The organism is Pseudoalteromonas sp. NH0006-26, assembly GCF_057552415.1.
On record NZ_BAAJMJ010000007.1, the window covers coordinates 70,368 to 91,993 of the forward strand.

Genomic DNA, 21,626 nt, shown 5'->3' on the forward strand with positions numbered 1-21,626 from the left:
ACGTTAGGTTAAAGCAAGGTTACTTGAGATAATTATGCTTGAACCCATTATTTAGGTTATATATGAAATTATTAGTTCGTAACTTATCACGTGCCACTACTGAGCATGAACTTCGTACATTATTTACAGCTCACGGTAAAGTGACCACCTGTAACTTAGTACTCGATAAAGAAACAGGCCAGTCTAAAGGCTTTGCCTTTGTAGAAATGCCTAACGACATTGAAGTTAAAGGCGCGATTAAAGCCCTTAATCAAACCACAATAGACAAAAGCAAAATTCGCGTAAAACTAGCGGATGCTTAATGCTACTGAGCTAAAGCCTGCATACCGGCTTAATTAAGCACACCATAAAGTGTAAGCTGTTTAAAAACGGGTTACACTTTGGCCACTCCCCTTTTTTACTACTAATACCTAGGCGTTATTTAATAAAGCCTGCAATACTTGCTTTTTACTGACAATATCGCGATACAAAGCAAACTGATTTCTTGCTCTGTCTAAATTATGCGTGTCATATTTAGTGGTAAAATAATTATCGCCATCAAGGTAGTCAGTTAAAAATCGTAAACCAATCATAAACGGCATTACTTTAGCACCTAACCAAAAGCTTTGTTTTTCTGCTGCGGTTAAAATATGTTTAAGTGGCTCAACATAGCCTTTGACAATTGCTGCAAAAATATCTTCTCGTACACGTACCTTATCAAGTGCGGTAGAGTCTTCTTGCTCCGCACAGCAAAACGTTCTTACCATGTCGCCAAAATCATTGAGCCAATATCCTGGCATACAGGTGTCTAAATCAATCACCGCTTTAGCTGCGCTTGAGTGTGAGCAAAATAACATGTTATTAATTTTGGTATCGTTATGGCATGCACGAACAGGAATTTCACCGGTTAATGCGCTTAGCTCATCAACCAATGAAAGTTGTGTTAAACAAAAATCAACCTCTGCTTGGCAATTTGCTAATCGTTGCTGTGGATTGTGGCTAACAAGCTGTTTAAATGACGCAAACCGCATAGCTAAATTATGAAAGTCAGGGATCACTGCATGCAACTTACTCGCATCAAAATCAGCTAAAGCCGCAGCAAATTGGCCAAATGCGTTTGCAGCTGTATATGCTTGCGCAGAGGTGTTTACTACATCTTCACTGTAGCTAGCGTCAATTAGTTCAAGTGCTCGCCATGTGCCCTCTTCTGCTTGAACTAAATATTCCTGCTTAACTGTTGGCACATGATGCAAAATAACTAAATTAAATTCACCTAATTGCTGCTTATTGCTTAAGTGTTTTTCAATCAGCCTGGCATTATCGACCAACTGTTGTGGCTTTGGAAAAACTAATGTATTAAGCTTTTGTAACACCAGCACTTGCTGCGTCGACTTTAACAACATGGTGGTATTAATATGCCCACTGCCTATTGGTTTAAAACTAAGTATTGGATCTTCCATACCAAAACGCGCTGATAAAAAGGCTGCTAATGGGGTTGAACTCATGGTTACTTCACTCTTTGGACTCAAACGAGGATAATTAGGGACGTTTATACTTGGCGTAATGCACGTAAGTGTGCAGCAATATTCACAAGCTCTGCTTTATAGGTCACACCATACCAAGACTCGCGGGCGGTATAAATAAAAACAGTTTGTGCATTGGTTTTTATTACCTGTTCAATTTGGTTAGGCAAAAAATATTCTTGCTGTGTAGCCGTATTGTATTGTGCTAAAAACGCTGTAAAGTCTTGCTCCAAATAATCAAACAAGCAAGGGGTTATCCCCCAAAAGCTCATAGAGCCAAGCGCATTTGGGCTAACTTTTTCACGTAAACCCTGTGGGTTATCGCCAAAAATATGCTCAGACTCTTGTTGAATATTCAAATACTCGGTTACGGCAACAAGCTTTCCATTCGCAATATTACATACCCCACGATTTACACCACCGTGCTCAGAAAGAGTATCAATAATCGGATACCCTACCATTGCCCATTCAGCGCTTTTTTTGAAATGCTCACTAAGCAATAAAAATGAAGACGCGCCATAATAATCGTCTGCAGTGATCACAATAGCGGGGTTATTAATGTGGGCTTTGGCACACAACAGAGCATGACCTGTGCCCCAAGGCTTTACTCGCTGGCAAAGTGTTGCTTTAAATTGTTCGGGCACCTGTTCAATATGTTGCTCCACCAGCACCACATCAAGATCACTAGGTAATCGGGGCAAAATAGTACGCTCTATTTCACTACGTACCGCTTGGTTTATGATCAGCACCACCTGCGTCACTCCAGCGTGATGCGCATCAATAATACTCAGCTCCATAATAGTGCAATTTAGCCCTGGAATCTCTGCAATTTGTTTATTGCCACCAAAGCGACTACCTAAGCCACCCGCAAGTACAATCAAACTCAGTTGATGTTTTTTCATTTAGAGACTGCGCATTTAAGAGGGTAATTTACCAAGCCAAGTTTGTAACCAAGGCTCGGTGACAGGCCAAGGCTCAAAATCTTCACAGGCATCAATTTCTAATCGATTACCAACAGGTTTAGCTTGTAAGTCACGTAGTAATTCATCAAAACTACGCCCTGCACCGCAAAACGTATCACCGTAACTTCTATCACCCATAGCCACGATGCCAAATGGCTTATTAGTTAACATTGGAAAGGTGCTGTTAAGCTGATTATAAAGCTCTGCCAAGTTAGCGGGTATATCACCTTGGCCTGTTGTTGAGGTAACAATTAAAATATGCGATGCATTTTTTATATCTTCTAAATTTGGCTCTGCGAATACGCTTACCTGATGGCCGGCTTGCTCAATGGTATCGCTCATTTGCTCACTTAAACGTTCAGCACCACCATACACGCTGCCTACAAAAATACTAATATGTGCCATTAATAATCCTTTTCTTCACTTGGCCACCCTAACTGTTTGCAAATACTCAACATTGCATCACCTAGTGGCGCTTTAATTATTATAGATTCATTACTATAAGGATGAACAAAACGCAGTTCTGTAGCAAATAACATTAATCTTCTAAGAGAAAAGTGTTCTCTAAAAAACTGATTGTGCTGGTTATCACCATGATTAACGTCGCCAATTATCGGTAATGACAAATGCTTTAAATGGCGGCGAATTTGATGTTTACGCCCTGTTTTAGGGAAACACTCTACCAAAGAATACCTAACAGTTGGGTATTTTCCTATGGGGATAGGCAATGCAGCTTGATGCAAACAGTTAAACTGTGTTTGTGCTTCTTGGGCAGCCTTATCCTGATCGGCAAATTTATCAGCGATTTTGTCTAGCTCTTCTTTTAACGGCTTATCTAAAAAAACAGATTCAGGCGCAAATCCGCGTACTAAAGCTAAATAACGCTTTGCAATCGTACCCTCAATAAACAACTGATTCATATCACGCGCGGCTTCTGAGCTTAAAGCAAACAGCAACACACCCGATGTCGGCCTATCAAGGCGATGCACAGGAAACACATGCTGACCGAGTTGGTCGCGCAGCATTTGCATTGCAAATTGAGTTTCATGCTTATCTAAGAAAGAGCGATGAACAAGTAAGCCTGATGGTTTATCAATCGCTACATAATGCTCATCTTGATAGAGAATGTTCAATTCATCATATTTAACTGGCGCTGGACGTTCTGTCATCAGACTCTCCTAGCAATGAATCTATTTGCGTCAACAAAGAAATAATCTCTTCGCTACCGGATTTATCAGTGAGTGTCATTTGCGCCATAGGAGCAATTGCAAAATTACGTGGCAACGCTTGTTTCATTGTAATAATCTGCTGAATTTTTTCTATAAAGACAAACTGTAACCACTGTTCAAATGTAAGCGTATCATGGCAAAAAGGGACGCTTGAATGCAACAATGCAGGGTCAATCGGTTCATTTTGCCAAAGCTTATGCTTTTTAAGTAGCGCCGTTAATTGTGTTAAATAGAGTTGGGTTTGCTCAGTCATAATCACCCTTTACTTTGTATATTGCACAATTATACCCTGTTCCCTCAACAGTCGCTATGGCGTATAATTAGCGTAATTTTGTAGTAAAAACAGTTGGAAATTCATGAGTGAACATATAGCCACATTAGGCCAGCTTTTAGACGGTGCAGGAACTCAATGGCGTGCTTTTGATATTGGCAGGCATATTACCAAGCTTGATAAACAACAATTTTTAGCTGTTGAACAAGCACAAGTTCCTTACCCTTACCCATTAGCAGGCCATGCATGGCTAGCGATTCAATTTTGGGATAGTAAAGCTAGCAAAGAACCCTATGTGTGGTTTTTAAAATTCCCACTTGATGAACAAAGTAAACTCGTTAGTGCCAGCCGCGACCATTTTGCAGATATGGTAATTCAAGCACTAGGAACAGAAATAACCGGCGAGCAAGCCGATGGCAAACTCGATAATAACCCGTACGTATTTACTCCTAACGCAAATAAATTAGCAGCGTTTAATGCACAAGTTAAAGTGTTATTAAAACAACCAGCCTCACAGTATTATGAGCATGCCCAGCTTTATTTTAGTGGCCAGATTGGTTTTGATAATTGGCAAAGTGTGGCGCTACAAGGCATTGCTGATTTTGCTTATCGCCTCAACAGTGCTGATAACTTAAAACACTTACACGCTGCGTGGCCTAATTTACCTGTTGAAGTATTACAACCATTAAGCGCAATGCTTGAACACATCGAAATACCACCCACGTTAAGTGAGTTAATGTTAAGTTATGGACAAACCGCTCTTAAGAATAATGATGTGGTTACGGCTTCTGCCGCGCTTCGCGCCATATCATCAGGGCAAGCAACAGGGCTTAGCGCACAACTGGTTGACTGCGCTTTAGAATCTACGCTTGGGCAAGACTCAGACATTTTATTAACTATTGCAGGTCGCTGCTTTAAACAATTAGAAGAGCCACAGCGTTTGCATGTATTTATGGATAACTGTGCGCATCATGAGAAAATAGCTGAGTTATTTCCCAGCATTTTTGCAGATTTAGTTGCAATTCCAACTATTCGCCCACATTTATTAGCATTACTACGTAAAGAAAACAGAAGCGAGACGTTAGCTCGCGCAATTGGAAGGTTATTCTCTTAAATGGCTAGTTTATGGACGTTCATACTTATTGGGGCTGTAATTTATTTTTTTTGGCTAAATCGTAAAATAGCCGAAGCAGCGAACGTTCATGCCAAACGCCAAAGTGAGCAATTGCAGGTACAACTAATGAGTGTGGCTTGTAGCAAGCGTCGGTTTGGCATTTTAAAAAGTGGTAAACCGGGCATGAAAAGCGAATTTATTTTTGAATTTTCAAGCGATGGTGAAAATGCTTATCAGGGAGTGTTAATCATGGAAGATGAAAAGCTAAAAAGTGTGGTCGTGCCACCACATAAGATATAATTTTTGTAAACAAAAAACCAAGGCGTAACCTCAGTTACGCCCTAATTGCCAACATCCTGTAAGGTATCCTTTACCTGATCCTTGTTTATCATCCACTGAACGAGCAAACTACCGTGTTAGCCCTCCATTGCATCCTGCAATATCCTATCGCATCGTCATCCTTTAAATAGCTCCTAGCTATTTTAGTACTCCATGTACTTCCTGTTTCATCCTTGCATCCGTGTTAACTTGTCCTTTGCGCTTCCTGCTAGTCACTACTATGCTGCCTGATTCCATATCCATGGCATTAGCTCAGTCATTGAGCTATGTCGTCTTGACAAAGTAAAGTTTAAACCAAACGGCTGGGTATAATAGTGAGGAAAACTAAAAAATTTAATGTCACAAAATTGAAAAAATAAAAATAACTATAAATAACAAAAGCTTGATGCTTATAAACGGATAAATAATGGATTTAAACTGACAAAGAGCACACTAATGTAGGATATATCTCACACTAGTGTGCCCGATTTGGAACATAGGCTTACAGATGCGCTATTATGAACAACTACCTTTATTGAGCATTAGCAACTTTAAATAGTAATTCACCCTTAACTTGGTTAAATGAAAGTTGTTTAAAGTGCTCAAAACCCTGAGATTTAAAAAATTGCGTATGCTCGTCGCGAGTCACAAATACCGCCATACCAGAAGACTCAGGATTATCGTGTATTAAGCCATCTAAACCCTTTAGTAAGGTGCGACCAAACCCTTGCCCGTGAAAGTGTGGATCAACTGCAATAAATGCTAAAAAGTAATAATTCCCTTGCGGCTTTAGTGCGTCACGAATGGTTTTTTCTTTTTCAATTAATTGATTCGTTTGCAAATAACCCGCACTTAGCATCAGCTTTAATCGCCAATGCCAATAACGCTCAGCTTGTAATTGGCTATTTGACTCAAATACACAGGCAACCGCTTTTAATTTATCATTGCGGTAAAGGCCAATTAAAGGCTGCTTCTCTTGCCAAAAGCTACTGAGTTCCTCACGGATAAGTGCACGTAATTTTTTTTCATAATCGAGCGGGTTGTCTTCGTTATACCCTAGCAGAGTTTGTAAAATAGGATCGTTTTGGTATGCCTGATAAATTAGGCTGGCTGCTGTGCTTATATCCTCTGGTGCAATATGCTGAACACTAAAGGCGTCTGTCGATTCTGCTGTGGCTGTCATTTTATTTCCTTTATTATTTTATACCCGTTGTCATTACGCCGCGTAACTTGTTTGGGATTAATTTTGAACTACAACGATGACCAAATGCTTATATAACTATATACCTAAGTGAGACAAATAAGCGAATTTACATTTTAGTTAGTACGCTCATCCACTGCATTGAGTCAGATCATGCTTTAGCGACTTACTACTGAATAAATAAAGCGTAAATTCAGTAAGGGTTAAACTGGCTAGATATACCATTCCCCCCTAGAGTTAATACATATTAATTCATTTAGGAGCATTATTATGGATACAACAAAACATACAATTAATACCTTGTTCGCCCAACTAGGACTGCCGGATTCGGATGCGCAAATAGATGCATTTATTGCCTCGCACTCCATTGCCGATACAACCTTGTTGCAAGATGCTCCCTTTTGGGATGAAGCCCAACAACATTTCATTGCCGAATCACTAGCGGTTGATGGCGATTGGAGTGAAGTAATTGATGAATTAGACGTACGTCTTCGTCAAAAATAATTAATTTTATGGCGCATTTTAATGTGCCTTAGCCACTTTATTGATACCATACCCGCTCGCAGCGCCTATGTTGCGAGCTTACTTTATAAAAGAGTTATAATTGAATGAATGCTGCTGTATTTGAAGCTATTAAAGTCCTTCTTGATGAAGGCAAAGTTCCCACTGTTGCACTAACTAAAAGTCGTTTAACAACACCGACCCCAATGCCGGTTATTATTGCTGCGGTGAGTCAATATAAGAATAATCCTGATTCAATTTATAATTTAATGAAAACCCCAAAGCAAAGTGTCAGTAATGAAGATCAGAACAACTCTCAATTAGATAGAATTGAGCAAAAGTTAGATCAATTACTGACATTACTCGCGCCAAAATAATTTGAGACTATAAATGTTTGTTGTTGATTTAACATTTGACTGCTACCAAGACACCACCTTAGAGCAAGCCGAGCAAGCAATAAATCGCTTGGTAAATGCATTACGTTTTAATGGCCAAATCATTGGAGAAGAATTTCCGACGGTTTTGAAAGATGGCTTTTTTATAACACGCGTTATGTGTCCGACCGAGGATGCTATGCACCCACTTAACAACAGTGCATTTGTAAAACACAGTGTTGAAAAGCTACATGATGCAGGCTTGTTAGCACCTAAAGTGAAAATAATAGGTCAAGACATTCATTCAAATGGAGCCGATGGCTGTAAAGAGCCCTCAAGCTATATTTTATATACTACTTATGTGCATACTTGCAGCCCACTGTATTGTGGCGATGATTTTTTACCCGTTCCGCTATTTAATATTCCGGCAATTGCCAATGGCGATTATAAAACCCTGATTAAATGGCAAGAAGATTGGCAAGCATGCGATCAAATTCAAATTAATGGTGCAACTCGCTGTGAATTTCCTGCGTTAGAGGAAATAGCCAGCACACAAAGTGATTTGTATCGCCGAGGTAAAGACATTAGCAAACGCATCAGCTTTTTAACTAAAAAGCCTGTTTACTATTACTTATACCGTGTAGGTGGGGTTGATAAAGCCTCAGAGCTTGAGCGAAAATGCCCAAGTTGCCAAGGTGAATGGAAATTACCTGAGCCGTGGTTTGGATTATTTGATTTTAGGTGCGAGCCGTGTGGTTTAGTGTCTAATATTTCATGGGATTTTCAATAAATCCCATGCTTAAGGTGCTATGTCTAAAACATCACACCTTAAAATTACCTTATAATTATACTGCCAACGACGCTATAAATTCACTGAGGTTTTTGGCGAGTACATGATGTGGCTTTTTACCTACATATTCTAAGCACACTTCCCCTGTTTCCACTAATACCGTAACAAGTAAATCATCTTGATCAGTTAAACCAATAAAAACGCTCGGCGCTTGCTTTAGCTTTCGCTTCATTAAAACATGACCCGTGATATTTTGTTGCAGTAAGTCAAAGTCATCCTCATTCCACGCTTGTAATAATTCCACTTGATGACCATCAACGCTGGCTAAAATACTGCCAGCAAACATATGGCCGTAAAACTGGCTAAGTTCATCAGGAAATTCAAGCTCTAATGCGTTAGCGAGGTTAGTGAGTGAACCTACAGGCTCCCTCACTACCGCTTGCCATTGGATCATACCGCTCTCATCGGCTGTGCCTATTTCACAAGGGCTTGGCCATTGCTCATCGTGGGCAATGAGTGGCTGCTTTTGTGTATTTTTGATGGTTTTTTCACTAAAGCGTTGGTGAAGTTGGGCTAATTGCATTGCAACAGACATACTGTGAAACTCATTTAATTTAGATATAATGTTCCCATTGTAACTATTTAAGAGCAAACATGACAGATTACAGCAATTCTCCCGATCTTAAAGGCAGCGTACTTGGTCAATCTACTGAGTATGTAGATCAATACACGCCCAACTTGCTTTTTCCTATTGCTCGCAAGCTTAATCGCGACGCATTGAGTATTGATGAGGCCGCATTACCATTCAAAGGCCAAGATATTTGGACAGGTTATGAACTGTCTTGGTTAAATACCAAAGGCAAACCGCAAGTGGCAGTGGCGCTATTTACTTTCGAATGCCAAAGTAGTCATATAATAGAGTCAAAGTCGTTTAAGCTTTATTTAAACAGCTTCAATCAAAGTCGCTTTGGCAGTATTGACATTGTTAAACAACATTTAATTGATGACTTATCCAATGCGGTAAATAGCCCGGTAAAAGTGACCTTATACAGCGCTGACGACTACAATTGTATTCCTTGTACACCGCTTCCTGGTGAGTGTATTGATGAGTTGGATATTGAAATAGATAACTACCATATTGATGCACATTCTCTAAAATCACAAAGCGATAAAGTGGTTAGCGAAACCTTGCATAGTCACTTGCTTAAATCGAACTGTTTAATTACTTCACAGCCGGATTGGGCCAGCATTATTATTCGTTATACTGGTGAGCAAGTGTGTCGTGAGTCATTATTACGCTATTTAATTTCGTTCAGGACCCATAATGAGTTCCATGAGCAATGTGTGGAGCGTATTTACAGCGACTTAACCACTCAGTTGAATATTAAAGAGCTTGAAGTGTATGCGCGCTATACGCGTCGTGGCGGCCTTGATATTAATCCATATCGCTCAACTCATCATAACGATACCCCTTTTGCGGTAAAGATAAACCGTCAATAAGCTAAACAAAAAAGGAGCCTTAGGCTCCTTTTTTAATCGTTAAGTTGCTTAGTTGGCACAGGCATTCCACACACATCAATGTAATTATGGCTATACGCAAACCACTCCTCGCTACGACTACCTCGAGCTGAAATTAACTGTTTAAATGCATCTGAGTCTGTTTTCATTACTTTAAATCGGCTGTTATCGCTGCTAACGTCGGCTAATACTTGTAAGTCTGTAATAGGGTTAAACTCGCTACCACTTTTAGGTGTGCGCGCTAGCTGATGAAAATGCGCCATCCCTGTAAGTACTCGCCCAAATACGGTGATATTTTTATCTAAATAACGTGGACCTTGCCCTATGGTGACAAAAAACTCGGTGCTAGCACTATTTATATCGTTGTCGCGTGCCATAGCAAATACACCATGACAATGAATTTGCCATGTTTGATCACGCGTTTCATTTTGCGCCACCGCAAAACCATTTAAAAACCCGGTTATTGGTGCATAACCATCTTCACCCATTTCAGTGATCATAAGCGGCTCGTTGGTGGTTAAATAAAACTCGGCAGGTACTGTGCCATTTTTGGTTTTAGTTAACTTTTTACCCGTGCTATCACCACCTTGAGCAACAAACCCTTCCACAAAACGATAAATATGAGTGCCCTGATAAAAGCCCTGCCGTGCCAATTTTTTAATATTAGCACTGTGCTTTGGCGCAAGCGCGGGATTGAGCTCAATATACGCGGCACCGGTAGGTAGCGTTAGTTTTAAAATGTTCTCAGGGTTGACCCATCGCCATTGCTCATCCGTTGCAGATGCAATAATCTCGCTACTGGTTAAGTTTTTAACCGGCGCTGATTGTAAAGTGCTTTGCTGGGCACATCCCCCGAGCAAAGCCGATGCTAAAACAGTGATTACAAATTTTTTCATACCTTTTCCTTTTTATTATTGGTATTAGTATTGGTAGATAAAAATTAATCCCAATTAAATTTATACAGTATGTCGACGTTTTGATACAAGCCACTGGTTATTTCTATATATAACTTCGACATAAGCTGATAACGCACCGCCACTTCACTAAGCGACTCAAATACCCCTACGCTATATTTAACCTGCAAACTCGGTGCAAGATAACCTGATATTTCTACTTTTGTTTGCTCGCCACTGCCTTTAGAGCTTAAGCTCACATCTGACAAGCCAAACGATTCACCCACTTTAGACACTAAGCTTTCGCTTCTGCTCACTCCTTGAGAAAGTAATAATTGAGCTAACATCGCATCGGTTGAACTGTCGCCCTCTCCTAGTGGTTGACCATTAAGTAAATACGCTAAGGCTTGCGCTTGGTCCATACCCGGCTCAGAAAACACTTTTAAATTTGGCTGCTCAACACTACCTGTTAAAGTCACACCAGCAATAACACCATCGGCGGTATTGTTTGGGTTACGAATGGCTTTAATATTTAAATGAGGTTTATCTATTGCGCCACTAAAACCAATTTGCCCGGTTCTAATTATCAAGTCTTGGCCAAATGCCAAGTAAGTCCCTTCAATTAAATTAAGTTCACCAATGGCAATAATGGGTGAATCTTGGCTCATTTTTATATCCATATCACCCACCACTTTAGACTCAAGTCCGAATGAAGCTACTCTGACATCATTTTTAACTGTTACTTTTAAATCAATATCGTAGTCAAATGGGGCTTTTTTAGTACTTTGCGTAGTTTGATCTAGAATAATTTCATCATCACTAACCTGTACAGCCCCCTCTGGCAGCTCTTCAATTTCTATTCGCCCATAAGGCACCACAACATCGCCTGCCAGCTTAAGTGCGTTGTCGGCTAAACTTATTTTTAACTCAGGCGATACTTTAAATACAACGCCTTGTTGTGCCCTCACAAAAAACTCACTACCGACTAAATTCATGTTTACAGCTGGTTGCTCACCTTGCCAATCAACATTACCGGTTAATTTTACCTGTCCGCATTCTGGATCATTTAAATCCCCTTTTATAGTGGCGGTGGATTTATTAAACACCACATTAATATTGGAGTTTTTAAGGGCAATAGGCAGTTGCTCGCCCTCTAGGTTAATATTCTCAATATTTAAATTCCCCTCTAACAAGGGTTCTTTGAGTGTGCCAGCTAAGGCAACTTGCCCACGAATGGCGCCATTAAGCTGCTCGAGAGTGTTTAAAAAAGGCTGTATATCCGACAATAATATTTTATCAATTTGAATATTACCGTTAAGCATTTGCTTATTTTGAATATCATCAATATCAACTTTGGTTGTTACTTTACCCAAAACACTCGATTCTAAGTTAGCTTCGATTTGGCCGACTTTAGAATCAGAGAAAGCACTTATGTTTAGCGTTTCTATAGGTAGCTTAAATCGGTCCTCTTCGTTAATAAGTACCGCGTTAAGCCCTGATGAATTTAAATTAGCGCGCAGATTTTTAAGTGCGCCAGCTTGCCAATTAACAGCAAAATCGCCTGCTACATCACCACGTGTTCTTATATTATCTGGTAACCAGTGTTTTAGTTCTTGCAATGAAAGCTTGGCCAGTTTTACGTTAAGCTGACCCAATTCGCTGGTTTGATTTAACCTATCAATACACAACTTACTATTACTTGATTGCCAACAATGCGCACTCACATCAAAGTCGCCCGTTTTCGAATCTATTGTTACGGCTATATCTTTAGCGTTTTCAAAACTAAGCGTTTTATCGCTTATGCTAATGTTACTGAGCTCACCTTGCCATCTCGCGTTGGCTAGTTTGCCATTAAGCTCAAACGTAGCTGCCCCAGCATCAGCATCAATAGATGCACTTAGTTGATGATCAGTTTTATCACCACTACCAACTATATTCACTTTATTAATTAAGTGATGCATGACACGCGCTGAATCAAGAGTAACGCTAATATCTGTTTGCCAATCAGTAGCGGTGTCTAGCTGTGCTTTTAACGCCAACTTATTAATATTAATTTCGTCATAAATAAACTGCTCTAGCTTTAACGCTAAATCAACTGCAGGCGTCAACCGCTCGCCTCGTATACTTAAATCGGCTTTACCATTAGCAATAAACGGAAGCTTTGCATCATCATTACTTTGCAGCGCAATTGCCCCATTAATCTGCCATTGCTGATCAACTTCACCTGTTAAAGTTAATCTGTTTGTACCGCTACTAAGGCTAAATTTATTTACAGTGGCTTTAAGTTCATCATTTAAGTTAAATTGAGCAACAAAATTAAGCGGTACATCATTTAGTAACCCGCTTAATTGGGTATTATCCATACTTAACTGCCAGCTATTTGAACTGGCAACAAATGCCCCTTTAAACTGCCCTGAAATATCGCTAGTGAGTGTGTCAGTAAGGTATTGCGCTTTTAAACTCGATAGCCCGCCGCTAAAGTTAGCACTAACCCCATTTTGCCAATCGACATTCGCTTGGATAGTAGCCTGACTATCATTCGCTTTAAGGGCTAAGGTTTTTAAGTTTGCTTCGCTCAGTGAGCCATTAATTTGGCTGTGAAAATTCACACTTGGATACGCACCTAACTGACTATTACCAAATAATGCTAATTGGTAATCGTTGGCACTGCCTTGCGCGGTTAATTTTACGTCGGTTACCTTTAACTCTTTACTCGCTGTTTCAATAATCCACTGCTCTACAACGCCATTAATACTGAACGGATAATTTGATTGTTTAAGATTAGCCGTGGCTGCAAGTTGAAAAGGAAAAGATTCATTGCTTTTTATATCAACATTAAGCTTCTCTAAGTCTCCGCCTATTTGCATATTGGCATCATAACCATGCCCTTTTAGACTGATATCACCATTAATAGGTAAGCTGTCTTTGAGCTTTGCGCTAAGTGCTGTATTAAGCTGCCACTGCTGATAATTTGCAGACAATGAGGCAACGTTAATCTCAGAACCTATTAGCTTCATTTGTAGCGCAATATTATTTATTATATTTTGCTGTTCGCCCTGCTTTACCATGAACTGCACAATATTAAACTGTTCTAGATAAATATTGAGTGGCGACATAAATGCGATATTAGGGAATGCTGGCAGCTCAGTAATTGGGGTAGAACTGGCTGTATTTTCTCCTGGTTGCTCTTTTAACGCGATTAAAACACTCGGAATATTCACGCTTTTAATTTGAATATCAGCACCTTGTGCCTTTGCAGCAATCTCCAGATTATTTACAACTACGTTTGCACTTGGATGATTTAACACAAACTCAGTGACCGATAAACGCTTAAGTGCAATATTAAATGGCAAACTGATTTGTTCCAGCGGTTCGCTAGGTGTATCAGGGGAATTAGATGACGATGCTGGTAAATTTAGTGTTATAGACCGAGCACTTAAGTTATCAATACACATACCATCGCAGTGCCACCAAAATAAATCTAGTTTAAGCTGCTGGGCATTAAGTAATAAACCGTCACGCTCAAAGCGCAAATTAAACGCATCATTATATAAAAAACGCCCATTTTTTATTTCAATTTTTAAGCCGTCAACTAACTTATTGGCGCTATAAGCAATTAGCTGATTACCTGGAGCTGTAAAAACAACACAAAACAATGTCACTAATAAAGCAACAATTAAGGTGCTAAGTGCTGCCGTGACTTTTTTAAATACAGACATTAAATTTCCGGCCCTATGGTAATACTTAAACGAGTGCTTTTACTTTCTTTAGTGAGCCCCCATGCATGATCGACTCTTATTGGCCCTATAGGCGTTAAATAACGAAAACCAAACCCTGCACCAACTTCAAATTGCTCAGAAAAATCATTCGTTGCGGTCCCTCCATCCACGAACAACGCTGCTCGCCAGTTTTTGGCAAATTGGTAATTATATTCAGCCGTCGTCGCAATTAAATATTTACCACCGATGCGATCGCCATTGTCATTTTCTGGTGAGATTGATTGATAAGCAAAGCCACGCACACTTTGATCGCCACCAGCATAAAATCTTAATGAATATGGAACATTGTTAATATCGTCAACTAACATGGCCCCTACGTTTGCTTTTAAAAACACAAGGTGCTTATTAAGGTAAGTGCGCAACCATGCATGCTGTAATTGAACCCTAACAATATTGGTACTAGAGAGCACACTATCAAGCCCAAACTCTGCCGATATAGACCATTGCTCGCCCGAATAAGGGGTGGTGCCACCCTTCGATTGTTTTCGGGCATAACTGATACCTGGTAATAACATTTCTGTGGTGCGCTCTACCCCGTCGCCAATCCGATAGGTTTCTTGCTCACGTCTTATAAACGCAGTTCTAATCCATTTTCGTTCGGTGAGCCATTGCCTTTGCAGTTGTGCGGTTAAAATTTCACTGTAAATATCGTCGGCTAATTCATCCTCAAGTTTATAACCTGCTGATAAGCGCCATAAATCATCATTAGGATCATTAACCGGAATGGTATACGCCATAGAAATATCTTGTTGTTTTTTTGCAATATTAAGATTGCTTTCTAGGTAGTGTCCCTGCTCCGTGATCCATGGTTTACTCCACTTAAACCGTACCTTTGGACCGAGCTCGGTATTAAACCCGCCACCAATTTCATAGCTATTAGCGGGCTTATGTAATACGTCCACTTTAATAGGTACTTGGCTGTTTTTTCTAGCTGAAATATCAGCGTAAACACGCACGCTAGTAAAATAAGGAGTACTCGATAAATCTAGGTTATAGTCAGCAATCTTAGATGCTTTATAATGTTCACCTAGTTGAAATGGGGCTAAAGAGCGAATGTATTTTTCTGCGGGGCTTTGATTGGTAATCAACACATCGCCAAAGCGATAACGTACACCACTTTCAATGGTAAAGGTAATAACGGCGCTATGCTTTTTTAATGACACTTCAAACTTTCGTGCTGGCCATTTAGCATCAAAGTAGCCATGTTCTAACAGAACTGATTCAATTCTTTTATAGGCTGCGCTATATACTCCATGATTTAAAATATCGCCTTGCTTTAACCCTATGCTTTCAATTACTTGCAGAATTGACGGGTCGTGTTTAGCTTCCCCGTTAACGCTAATATTAAGCGCCTCTATACGAGTTGCAGAGCCGCGCTCAATAGTGGCAACAAGCTCTCGCTCATCTTTATTAAATTCAATAGTCACACTTGGGCTGTAATAACCTAATGCCTTTAAGCTATCTTCAACTTGCGTTTTAGCGTAACGACGCAGTGAGCGGGTTGATTTTTCACCCACTAAGGGTTTTAAATAAAGAGCAACGTTGTTTTTTAACTCTCCACTAATTCCTTTTATTTCATAATCTTCAATTGTATTGTCAGCTGCAATAGCGAAAAAGCTCACAAATAAGCAAAAACAAATAACGGATTTTAAAAACTGATTTAACAAGTAATCATCCTTACTATGTACCCATAAAAAACAACGAACTAACAAGGCAATAATAGCATAGCGATAATGAGCCTAACATTAACTTAATCATTATCCGCGCTTAAACTAAGCGAATCTATTAAACCGTTGTGAGCTTAACTAAAAATTCTTGCGCTTTAATAATTTATTTTGGTTACAATAGCGCTAATGAGTAAACACTAATTTTATGAGTTTTAAATGCAATTTCCTGATGATGATAATGGCCAGCTTCTTGCTGAAATTTCCGCCGCCGGTGTAGATTTAAGTAAAATGCAACAAATTGATTTTTACATTTTATTTGAACAACAGGCTGATGCCGAAAAATTTGCAACTGAGATTGTAAACGATGCATTAGTGCAAACTGCTGATGTTGAAAAATGTAAAGATACTGGCGTTTGGGAAGTAATTACCCATGTACAAATGGTTCCAGAGCATGCTTTGTTAGGCCAAGCAGAACAATACATTGAAAGTATAGCGAACAGTTTTAATGGCTATGGCGATGGTTGGGGATTAGACGCAGAAGAAGCATAACCCTAATTTCATGATGAATGAGATACCCAGCTTAGTCTATCGACTTAGCTGGTTTGCTTTTCTAAAGCTGCCTTTATAATCAAAAAGTTTATCTGCTACTTTCCAGCCATATTTTTTACTTTTTCGAGCAATCACAAAATCCGGTGGTATTAAATCAAACTGGGCTTTTATAACCTGATCTGCGCTGATAAATTTAGTTGGCGATTGACCCTGAGCAATACGTTTACCAAACTGTTGATTAAAATAATACAGTGCTCCGTTGTTTGCTAAATCAAATACCTCATCACAACTGGCCCCGTCTTCATCAAAATAAGTAACTTTTAACAATTGCTCTTTAAGTTTAGTCACGCTCAAGCCGCTACAACGTAGCACTAATGCATCTTTGAGGTTTAACGCATTACGTAGTTTATCATCAGGATCGGCCATCACAGCACCACAATCATGGCATTTTCGAGCAGCAATATCATTTTGTGCGCCGCACTGCTCACACTCTTTAAAACGAAAACGATAATCGCACTGTTCGCTTGCCCCGTCATCATCTTCTAGCAAACCTTGGCAACGCCTGCCAAAGTGCTCAACTACTTTGCCATCAGCATCTGTTTTTCCCCAAAATATATTGGCAAAGCCACACCCAGGACACAGCACTTGCACGGGTTCATTATCGCTATCGCCTTTTTTATCTCCAACTTCTGGGTAGAATAAATCAAAGCCATTGCCTGCATAGTCAATCACTAAACAATCATCTTTACCCTCAGCTAACCTCAAGCCTCTACCGACAATTTGCTGGTATAAACTTACCGACTCTGTAGGGCGTAAAATAGCAATAAAATCAACATGGGGGGCATCAAATCCGGTAGTAAGAACGGATATATTCACTAAATACTTTAATTGTTTAGCTTTAAATTGTTTAATTATTTTATCGCGTTCGCTATTAGGAGTATCGCCTGTGATCAGTGCACTGTGACCCTTTGGTAAATAAGTCATTACCTCCTTTGCATGCATAACCGTAGCTGCAAATACCATCACGCCATGACGGCTCTCACTATATTGAATAATCTGCTGTAAAATTGTTTGAGTTGCACGGGTCGATTTTTTTAACAGCGCATTCATATCCTCATTGCTATATTGCCCAAATGCATTGCTACTTAAAGATGAAAAGTCATAATGGCTAATCGCAGCATCAACCTCTTTAGGGGGAGTTAAGTAGTTATGCTTAATCATATAGCGCAAAGGTAATTCAAAAATACAGTGTTTGAATGGGCTCTCTTTATTGCCTCTTACAAAGCCATGGTAATGATAATGATAAATCCAGCCTAACCCTAGTCGGTAAGGCGTCGCGGTTAAACCTAATACTTTTAATTCAGAGTTGTGAGATTTAAGCGCATTAATAACTTTTCCGTACTGGCTTTTCTTTTCGCCATTTACTCTGTGGCACTCATCAATAATAAGTAGTGAGTAGTGCTCATTAAGTTTGTCTAAATTACGCGATAACGACTGCACACTGGCAAAAGTGACCTGATGGGTTAACGACTTCTCTTTGAGACCTGCGGAAAATATACTCGCCTCAAGACCAAAGCTTTTATATTTTTGAGCATTTTGCTCCACTAATTCTTTTACGTGCGCCAACACCAATATTTTTTGTTTAGCAATACGCGCAAGTTCTGCTATCACCAAACTTTTACCCGCACCTGTAGGTAAAACAATAACAGCAGGTTCGTTAGTTTTTCTAAAGTGTAAAACGGTGCGTTCAACCGCCTCGCTCTGGTAGGGTCTAAGGGTGTAGGTCATCAAAGGTAAGAATTCTTAATCTAATCAATGGTTAATTTTCAGAAAGACAGCTCTATTTCACATTCGTTTTAATATTTATATTCATAAATAATCAGCTAACTTTGAAACTATTTATAAATTTAGAGCACTATATTATGTATAAATATAAAAAAATACCCTTAATCAACATGATTAAGGGTATTTAATTACTTACTGAGCTTACCAGCAATTCTAAGGAACTTTATTAGTATAAAATTTTTATACTAATAAATAGTAGCTTTAGAATTTGTAAGTAGCTTGTAGGTAGGCAAAACGACCGATATTGTCATAAATCGCTGAACCTGCGCCCGTACCAGTTGTTGAGCCCGGTAACCCACGATTGAATAAGTTATCAACACCTAACTTAAAGCCTACGCCGCTATCAAATTTATAAGCGACTGAAGCATCAGTTATAAAGTATGAACCGTAACGCATTTGATTTGAAGGATTCGGGTTTGTTTCGATAGACTTATGATCGTATAACTCAACACCGTTAATAAAGCGAGTGCTGAAATCTACAACAAGGTTTTCATATGTATAATCAACAGAGATACTACCCTGCCATGTCTCATCACCTAAAACACCTTCATAATCAGTGTAATTTTCTGGCTCAGCTGAGAATGGAAAGTCTTTTGCTTCAATCAAATAAGTACCAATAAAGCTAGTACCGAAGCTACCACCTAAAGCGTCGAAGTCATAGCCAAACTCAAAGTCAACACCCGAGTTAAGACTACGTGCGATGTTAAGCGCAAAACCTTTTAGAAGTGTAATTTCACTAGTATTAGGGTCACGCGTAATTAGTTTACAGAACTGGTTATCAATACCGGTTGGAGAATCTACACAACGATCGATAATTGTTTGGAAACCAATGCCACTGATTGTGTCATCAATATCAATTTCCCAGTAATCGGCAGTTACACTAAACCCTTCTAACCACTCAGGTTGGTACACAAGACCTGCTGTAATAGATCTAGATTCTTCTGGCTGTAGATCTGGGTTACCACCAACTAATGTCTCTAGCGTTGCACTATCATAATTTGAATCAAAGTCAGCTGGAACACCTAAAGCAGCACAGTTAGATTCGCGAATAGCTCGGCCTGCATCACTTAATTGTGCAAGCTCTGAAACTTTACAGCTATCGTCAACACCTGCGAAAGACTGACTTTGACCAGAAAATAACTCGTCGATATTAGGCGCACGCATTGCTTCAGATAAGGTAAAGCGAGCGCGTAACTCTGGTGTAATAGTCCAATCAAGACCTAACTTCCAGCTTGTTGCATCGCCAATAGTAGAGTAATCAGCGTAACGAACCGCGGTATCAAATACTAATGTATCTATTAGAAATACATCTTCAATCAGTGGCACTGATAGTTCGAAGAAAGCTTCTGTTACATCATAACCACCATCCGTTTCACCAAGTGCATTAAAGAATGTAGCCCCAGTTTTAGCAAAAGCATCTTCAATCGTCACACTTGTCTCATCACGGTACTCAACACCACCAGCAAAACCAACCATACCCGCTGGTAGTTCATAAATTGCCGAATTACTAAATGTTGCATTGAATACAGTTTGCTTGATTTCTGATGTACCAATTGAAGTCGTTGTCACATAGTCAATAGCTTCTTGGCTAATTGCTCCGTCACCCATTATATTTGCAGCAACACACCCATCAGCTCGAGCTGCTGCGTCACGACATACAATATTGTTATTGTCATCAAACACAGCGTCAATCGCATTAGCATAATTATCCATAATAACGTTTGCACCGTTAATACGTTCAATTTCTGACTTACCATGCACTAAAGAGATATCAATTGCCCAGTCATCACTGATATAACCCTGAATACCTGCTACAAACCGAGTTGTTTCACGAGTATTTTCTTCAAGACGACGACCTATATCGTTAAACATTTTGTTCACACCAATAAATGGCAAATCATTATCATCCATTAATTGTGCAACATCAGGTGTTAAAAATGCGTTGTCGCGTTGTATTAGGTTTGCACCAGAGTAAAAACGGAAGAACGGTTGGCCTACATTCTCGCCCTCTGTTTTAGAGTATTTAGCTTGAAAGTATGCGTTTAGCTCGTCTGTAACATCATAATTTGTTTTAAAATTAAAATTAATACGATCAAATTTAGGTTGTATCTCTGAATATTGACGTAGATTAATGTAATCACAACCCGGACTCGCACAAAAAGAGCCATCTGCAATCGGACCACTATAGACATCACCAAGGGTACTATCACCATTGAACTTGCCCATAATCCCACCAGTGAACGGGTTCCATACAGTACCTTGATTAGAAATTAGGTAGTAACCAGCATTTGGCATTACGATTTTATCTGGGTATTCTTCACTATCGAGTTGATCGTCAGGGCGAGCTTGACCTGTTACTACTTCATAAGGTAGCGATGCGTAGGATGTTGCAGTCCATGGGTTATCAAGCGCATTTAATGAGTCTTGTGCGTTGTACTCTAAAGAGAAAGCGGCATTACCACGGCCTTCTGCAAAGTCTTGGCCATAAGAGACAGTGAACTTTTCATTTTGATATGAGCTATTATCAGCAAAGCCTTTTGTTGCTGATACATTAAAACCTGTAACATCTTTTTTTAATATAAAGTTAACTACACCCGTTACCGCATCGGCACCATAAACAGCCGATGCACCACCAGTAATAATCTCTACTTTCTCAATCCAAGAGCTAGGAATGGTATTCGTATCAACCGAAGACGTACCTGGAGCACTTGCAACATGGCGCTTACCATCAACAAGTACCAGGGTACGAGCACTGCCCATACCGCGTAAATCTAGTAAGCTAATACCAGCAGTACCGATAAAACGACCAGAGTTTGCAAGTGAATAAGTAGTAGCTAAGGCTGGCAGTTTATTTAATACTTCACCGATATTCATCGCACCAGTGCTAACCAAGTCTTCACCTGTAATTACAGTAACCGGTGATGGTGAAATTGCACCTTCACGTAGTATACGTGAACCTGTTACTTCAATACGCTCTACTTTTTCTACATTTTCTTCTTCTGCAGCAAATGAACTAGCTGAAAAGGCAGCTGTAGAAGCTGCACCAAAGGCGATCGCTAAGCGAACAGCTTTTGAAACTTTGTTATTTATCATGTCAATTTCCCTAATATATT

At 39.6% G+C, this 21,626-nt stretch carries 20 protein-coding genes; 8 read left to right on the plus strand and 12 right to left on the minus strand.

What is annotated here, in order from left to right; translation table 11 throughout:
* Positions 1 to 62 precede the first annotated feature (62 nt).
* Positions 63 to 302: an RNA recognition motif domain-containing protein gene (locus AC27JR_RS11920; protein WP_487173699.1), complete on the plus strand. Its 240-nt coding sequence runs from the start codon at positions 63 to 65 to the stop codon at positions 300 to 302.
* Positions 303 to 410: 108 nt separating this feature from the next.
* On the opposite strand, the gene AC27JR_RS11925 is transcribed toward AC27JR_RS11920, so the two are convergent.
* The 5 genes from AC27JR_RS11925 to AC27JR_RS11945 are packed head-to-tail and all read right to left on the minus strand — an operon-like array spanning position 411 to position 3,946.
* Positions 411 to 1,484 (minus strand): phosphotransferase enzyme family protein, encoded by a 1,074-nt coding sequence (locus AC27JR_RS11925; RefSeq protein WP_487173700.1) that lies wholly within the window; start codon positions 1,482 to 1,484, stop codon positions 411 to 413.
* 44 nt (positions 1,485 to 1,528) lie between these two features.
* Positions 1,529 to 2,404: a nucleotidyltransferase family protein gene (locus tag AC27JR_RS11930; RefSeq protein WP_487173701.1), complete on the minus strand. Its 876-nt coding sequence runs from the start codon at positions 2,402 to 2,404 to the stop codon at positions 1,529 to 1,531.
* A gap of 15 nt (positions 2,405 to 2,419) precedes the next feature.
* On the minus strand, positions 2,420 to 2,869 hold the full coding sequence (locus AC27JR_RS11935) for a flavodoxin (protein WP_076919255.1): 450 nt from the start codon (positions 2,867 to 2,869) through the stop codon (positions 2,420 to 2,422).
* On the minus strand, positions 2,869 to 3,633 hold the full coding sequence (truC, locus tag AC27JR_RS11940) for a tRNA pseudouridine(65) synthase TruC (RefSeq protein WP_487173702.1): 765 nt from the start codon (positions 3,631 to 3,633) through the stop codon (positions 2,869 to 2,871). Before truC ends, AC27JR_RS11935 begins: the two co-directional genes overlap by 1 nt.
* The gene (locus AC27JR_RS11945; protein WP_487173703.1) at positions 3,608 to 3,946 is read right to left on the minus strand and encodes a YqcC family protein; all 339 of its coding nucleotides are present in this window, start codon (positions 3,944 to 3,946) and stop codon (positions 3,608 to 3,610) included. Before AC27JR_RS11945 ends, truC begins: the two co-directional genes overlap by 26 nt.
* Positions 3,947 to 4,049: 103 nt before the next feature.
* On the opposite strand from AC27JR_RS11945, the gene AC27JR_RS11950 reads away from it, so the two are divergent.
* The gene (locus AC27JR_RS11950; RefSeq protein ID WP_010388256.1) at positions 4,050 to 5,078 is read left to right on the plus strand and encodes a DUF3549 family protein; all 1,029 of its coding nucleotides are present in this window, start codon (positions 4,050 to 4,052) and stop codon (positions 5,076 to 5,078) included.
* Complete coding sequence (locus AC27JR_RS11955; RefSeq protein WP_008109417.1) at positions 5,079 to 5,378, plus strand: DUF3301 domain-containing protein; 300 nt, start codon at positions 5,079 to 5,081, stop codon at positions 5,376 to 5,378.
* 550 nt (positions 5,379 to 5,928) lie between these two features.
* Here AC27JR_RS11955 and AC27JR_RS11960 read toward each other — a convergent pair.
* Positions 5,929 to 6,579 (minus strand): GNAT family N-acetyltransferase, encoded by a 651-nt coding sequence (locus tag AC27JR_RS11960; protein ID WP_487173705.1) that lies wholly within the window; start codon positions 6,577 to 6,579, stop codon positions 5,929 to 5,931.
* Between the two features lie 288 nt (positions 6,580 to 6,867).
* Between AC27JR_RS11960 and AC27JR_RS11965 the strand changes: the two genes are divergently transcribed.
* The 3 genes from AC27JR_RS11965 (at position 6,868) to AC27JR_RS11975 (ending at position 8,262) form a co-directional block, all read left to right on the plus strand.
* Positions 6,868 to 7,101, plus strand: a complete 234-nt coding sequence (locus AC27JR_RS11965) for a DUF2789 domain-containing protein (protein WP_010388246.1) — start codon at positions 6,868 to 6,870, stop codon at positions 7,099 to 7,101.
* 104 nt (positions 7,102 to 7,205) lie between these two features.
* The gene (locus AC27JR_RS11970; protein ID WP_008109411.1) at positions 7,206 to 7,475 is read left to right on the plus strand and encodes a hypothetical protein; all 270 of its coding nucleotides are present in this window, start codon (positions 7,206 to 7,208) and stop codon (positions 7,473 to 7,475) included.
* Positions 7,476 to 7,488: 13 nt separating this feature from the next.
* Positions 7,489 to 8,262: a Zn-ribbon-containing protein gene (locus AC27JR_RS11975; protein ID WP_487173706.1), complete on the plus strand. Its 774-nt coding sequence runs from the start codon at positions 7,489 to 7,491 to the stop codon at positions 8,260 to 8,262.
* A gap of 55 nt (positions 8,263 to 8,317) precedes the next feature.
* On the opposite strand, the gene syd is transcribed toward AC27JR_RS11975, so the two are convergent.
* Complete coding sequence (gene syd, locus AC27JR_RS11980) at positions 8,318 to 8,857, minus strand: SecY-interacting protein (RefSeq protein ID WP_487173707.1); 540 nt, start codon at positions 8,855 to 8,857, stop codon at positions 8,318 to 8,320.
* A 59-nt stretch (positions 8,858 to 8,916) separates the two neighbouring features.
* Between syd and queF the strand changes: the two genes are divergently transcribed.
* The gene (gene queF / locus AC27JR_RS11985) at positions 8,917 to 9,762 is read left to right on the plus strand and encodes an NADPH-dependent 7-cyano-7-deazaguanine reductase QueF (protein WP_487173708.1); all 846 of its coding nucleotides are present in this window, start codon (positions 8,917 to 8,919) and stop codon (positions 9,760 to 9,762) included.
* A gap of 32 nt (positions 9,763 to 9,794) precedes the next feature.
* Here the strand turns inward: queF and AC27JR_RS11990 are convergent, their stop codons facing one another.
* The 3 genes from AC27JR_RS11990 to AC27JR_RS12000 are packed head-to-tail and all read right to left on the minus strand — an operon-like array spanning position 9,795 to position 16,119.
* Complete coding sequence (locus tag AC27JR_RS11990; RefSeq protein ID WP_487173709.1) at positions 9,795 to 10,676, minus strand: peptidylprolyl isomerase; 882 nt, start codon at positions 10,674 to 10,676, stop codon at positions 9,795 to 9,797.
* 44 nt (positions 10,677 to 10,720) lie between these two features.
* Positions 10,721 to 14,392 carry an autotransporter assembly complex protein TamB gene (tamB, locus tag AC27JR_RS11995; RefSeq protein ID WP_487173710.1) on the minus strand — a complete coding sequence of 1,224 codons (3,672 nt, stop codon included), beginning with the start codon at positions 14,390 to 14,392 and terminating at the stop codon, positions 10,721 to 10,723.
* A complete protein-coding gene (locus AC27JR_RS12000) occupies positions 14,392 to 16,119 on the minus strand; it encodes an autotransporter assembly complex protein TamA (protein WP_487173711.1) in 1,728 nt (575 codons plus the stop codon). Before AC27JR_RS12000 ends, tamB begins: the two co-directional genes overlap by 1 nt.
* Positions 16,120 to 16,335: 216 nt before the next feature.
* Here AC27JR_RS12000 and AC27JR_RS12005 point away from each other — a divergent pair, with 216 nt between their 5' ends.
* Positions 16,336 to 16,668: a ribonuclease E inhibitor RraB gene (locus AC27JR_RS12005; RefSeq protein ID WP_487173712.1), complete on the plus strand. Its 333-nt coding sequence runs from the start codon at positions 16,336 to 16,338 to the stop codon at positions 16,666 to 16,668.
* A gap of 36 nt (positions 16,669 to 16,704) precedes the next feature.
* On the opposite strand, the gene radD is transcribed toward AC27JR_RS12005, so the two are convergent.
* Both radD and AC27JR_RS12015 read right to left on the minus strand, forming a co-directional pair.
* Entirely contained in the window at positions 16,705 to 18,456 is a 1,752-nt protein-coding gene (gene radD / locus AC27JR_RS12010; RefSeq protein WP_487173714.1) for a DNA repair helicase RadD, read from the minus strand.
* Positions 18,457 to 18,714: 258 nt separating this feature from the next.
* Positions 18,715 to 21,606, minus strand: a complete 2,892-nt coding sequence (locus AC27JR_RS12015; protein ID WP_487173715.1) for a TonB-dependent receptor domain-containing protein — start codon at positions 21,604 to 21,606, stop codon at positions 18,715 to 18,717.
* Positions 21,607 to 21,626 lie beyond the last annotated feature (20 nt).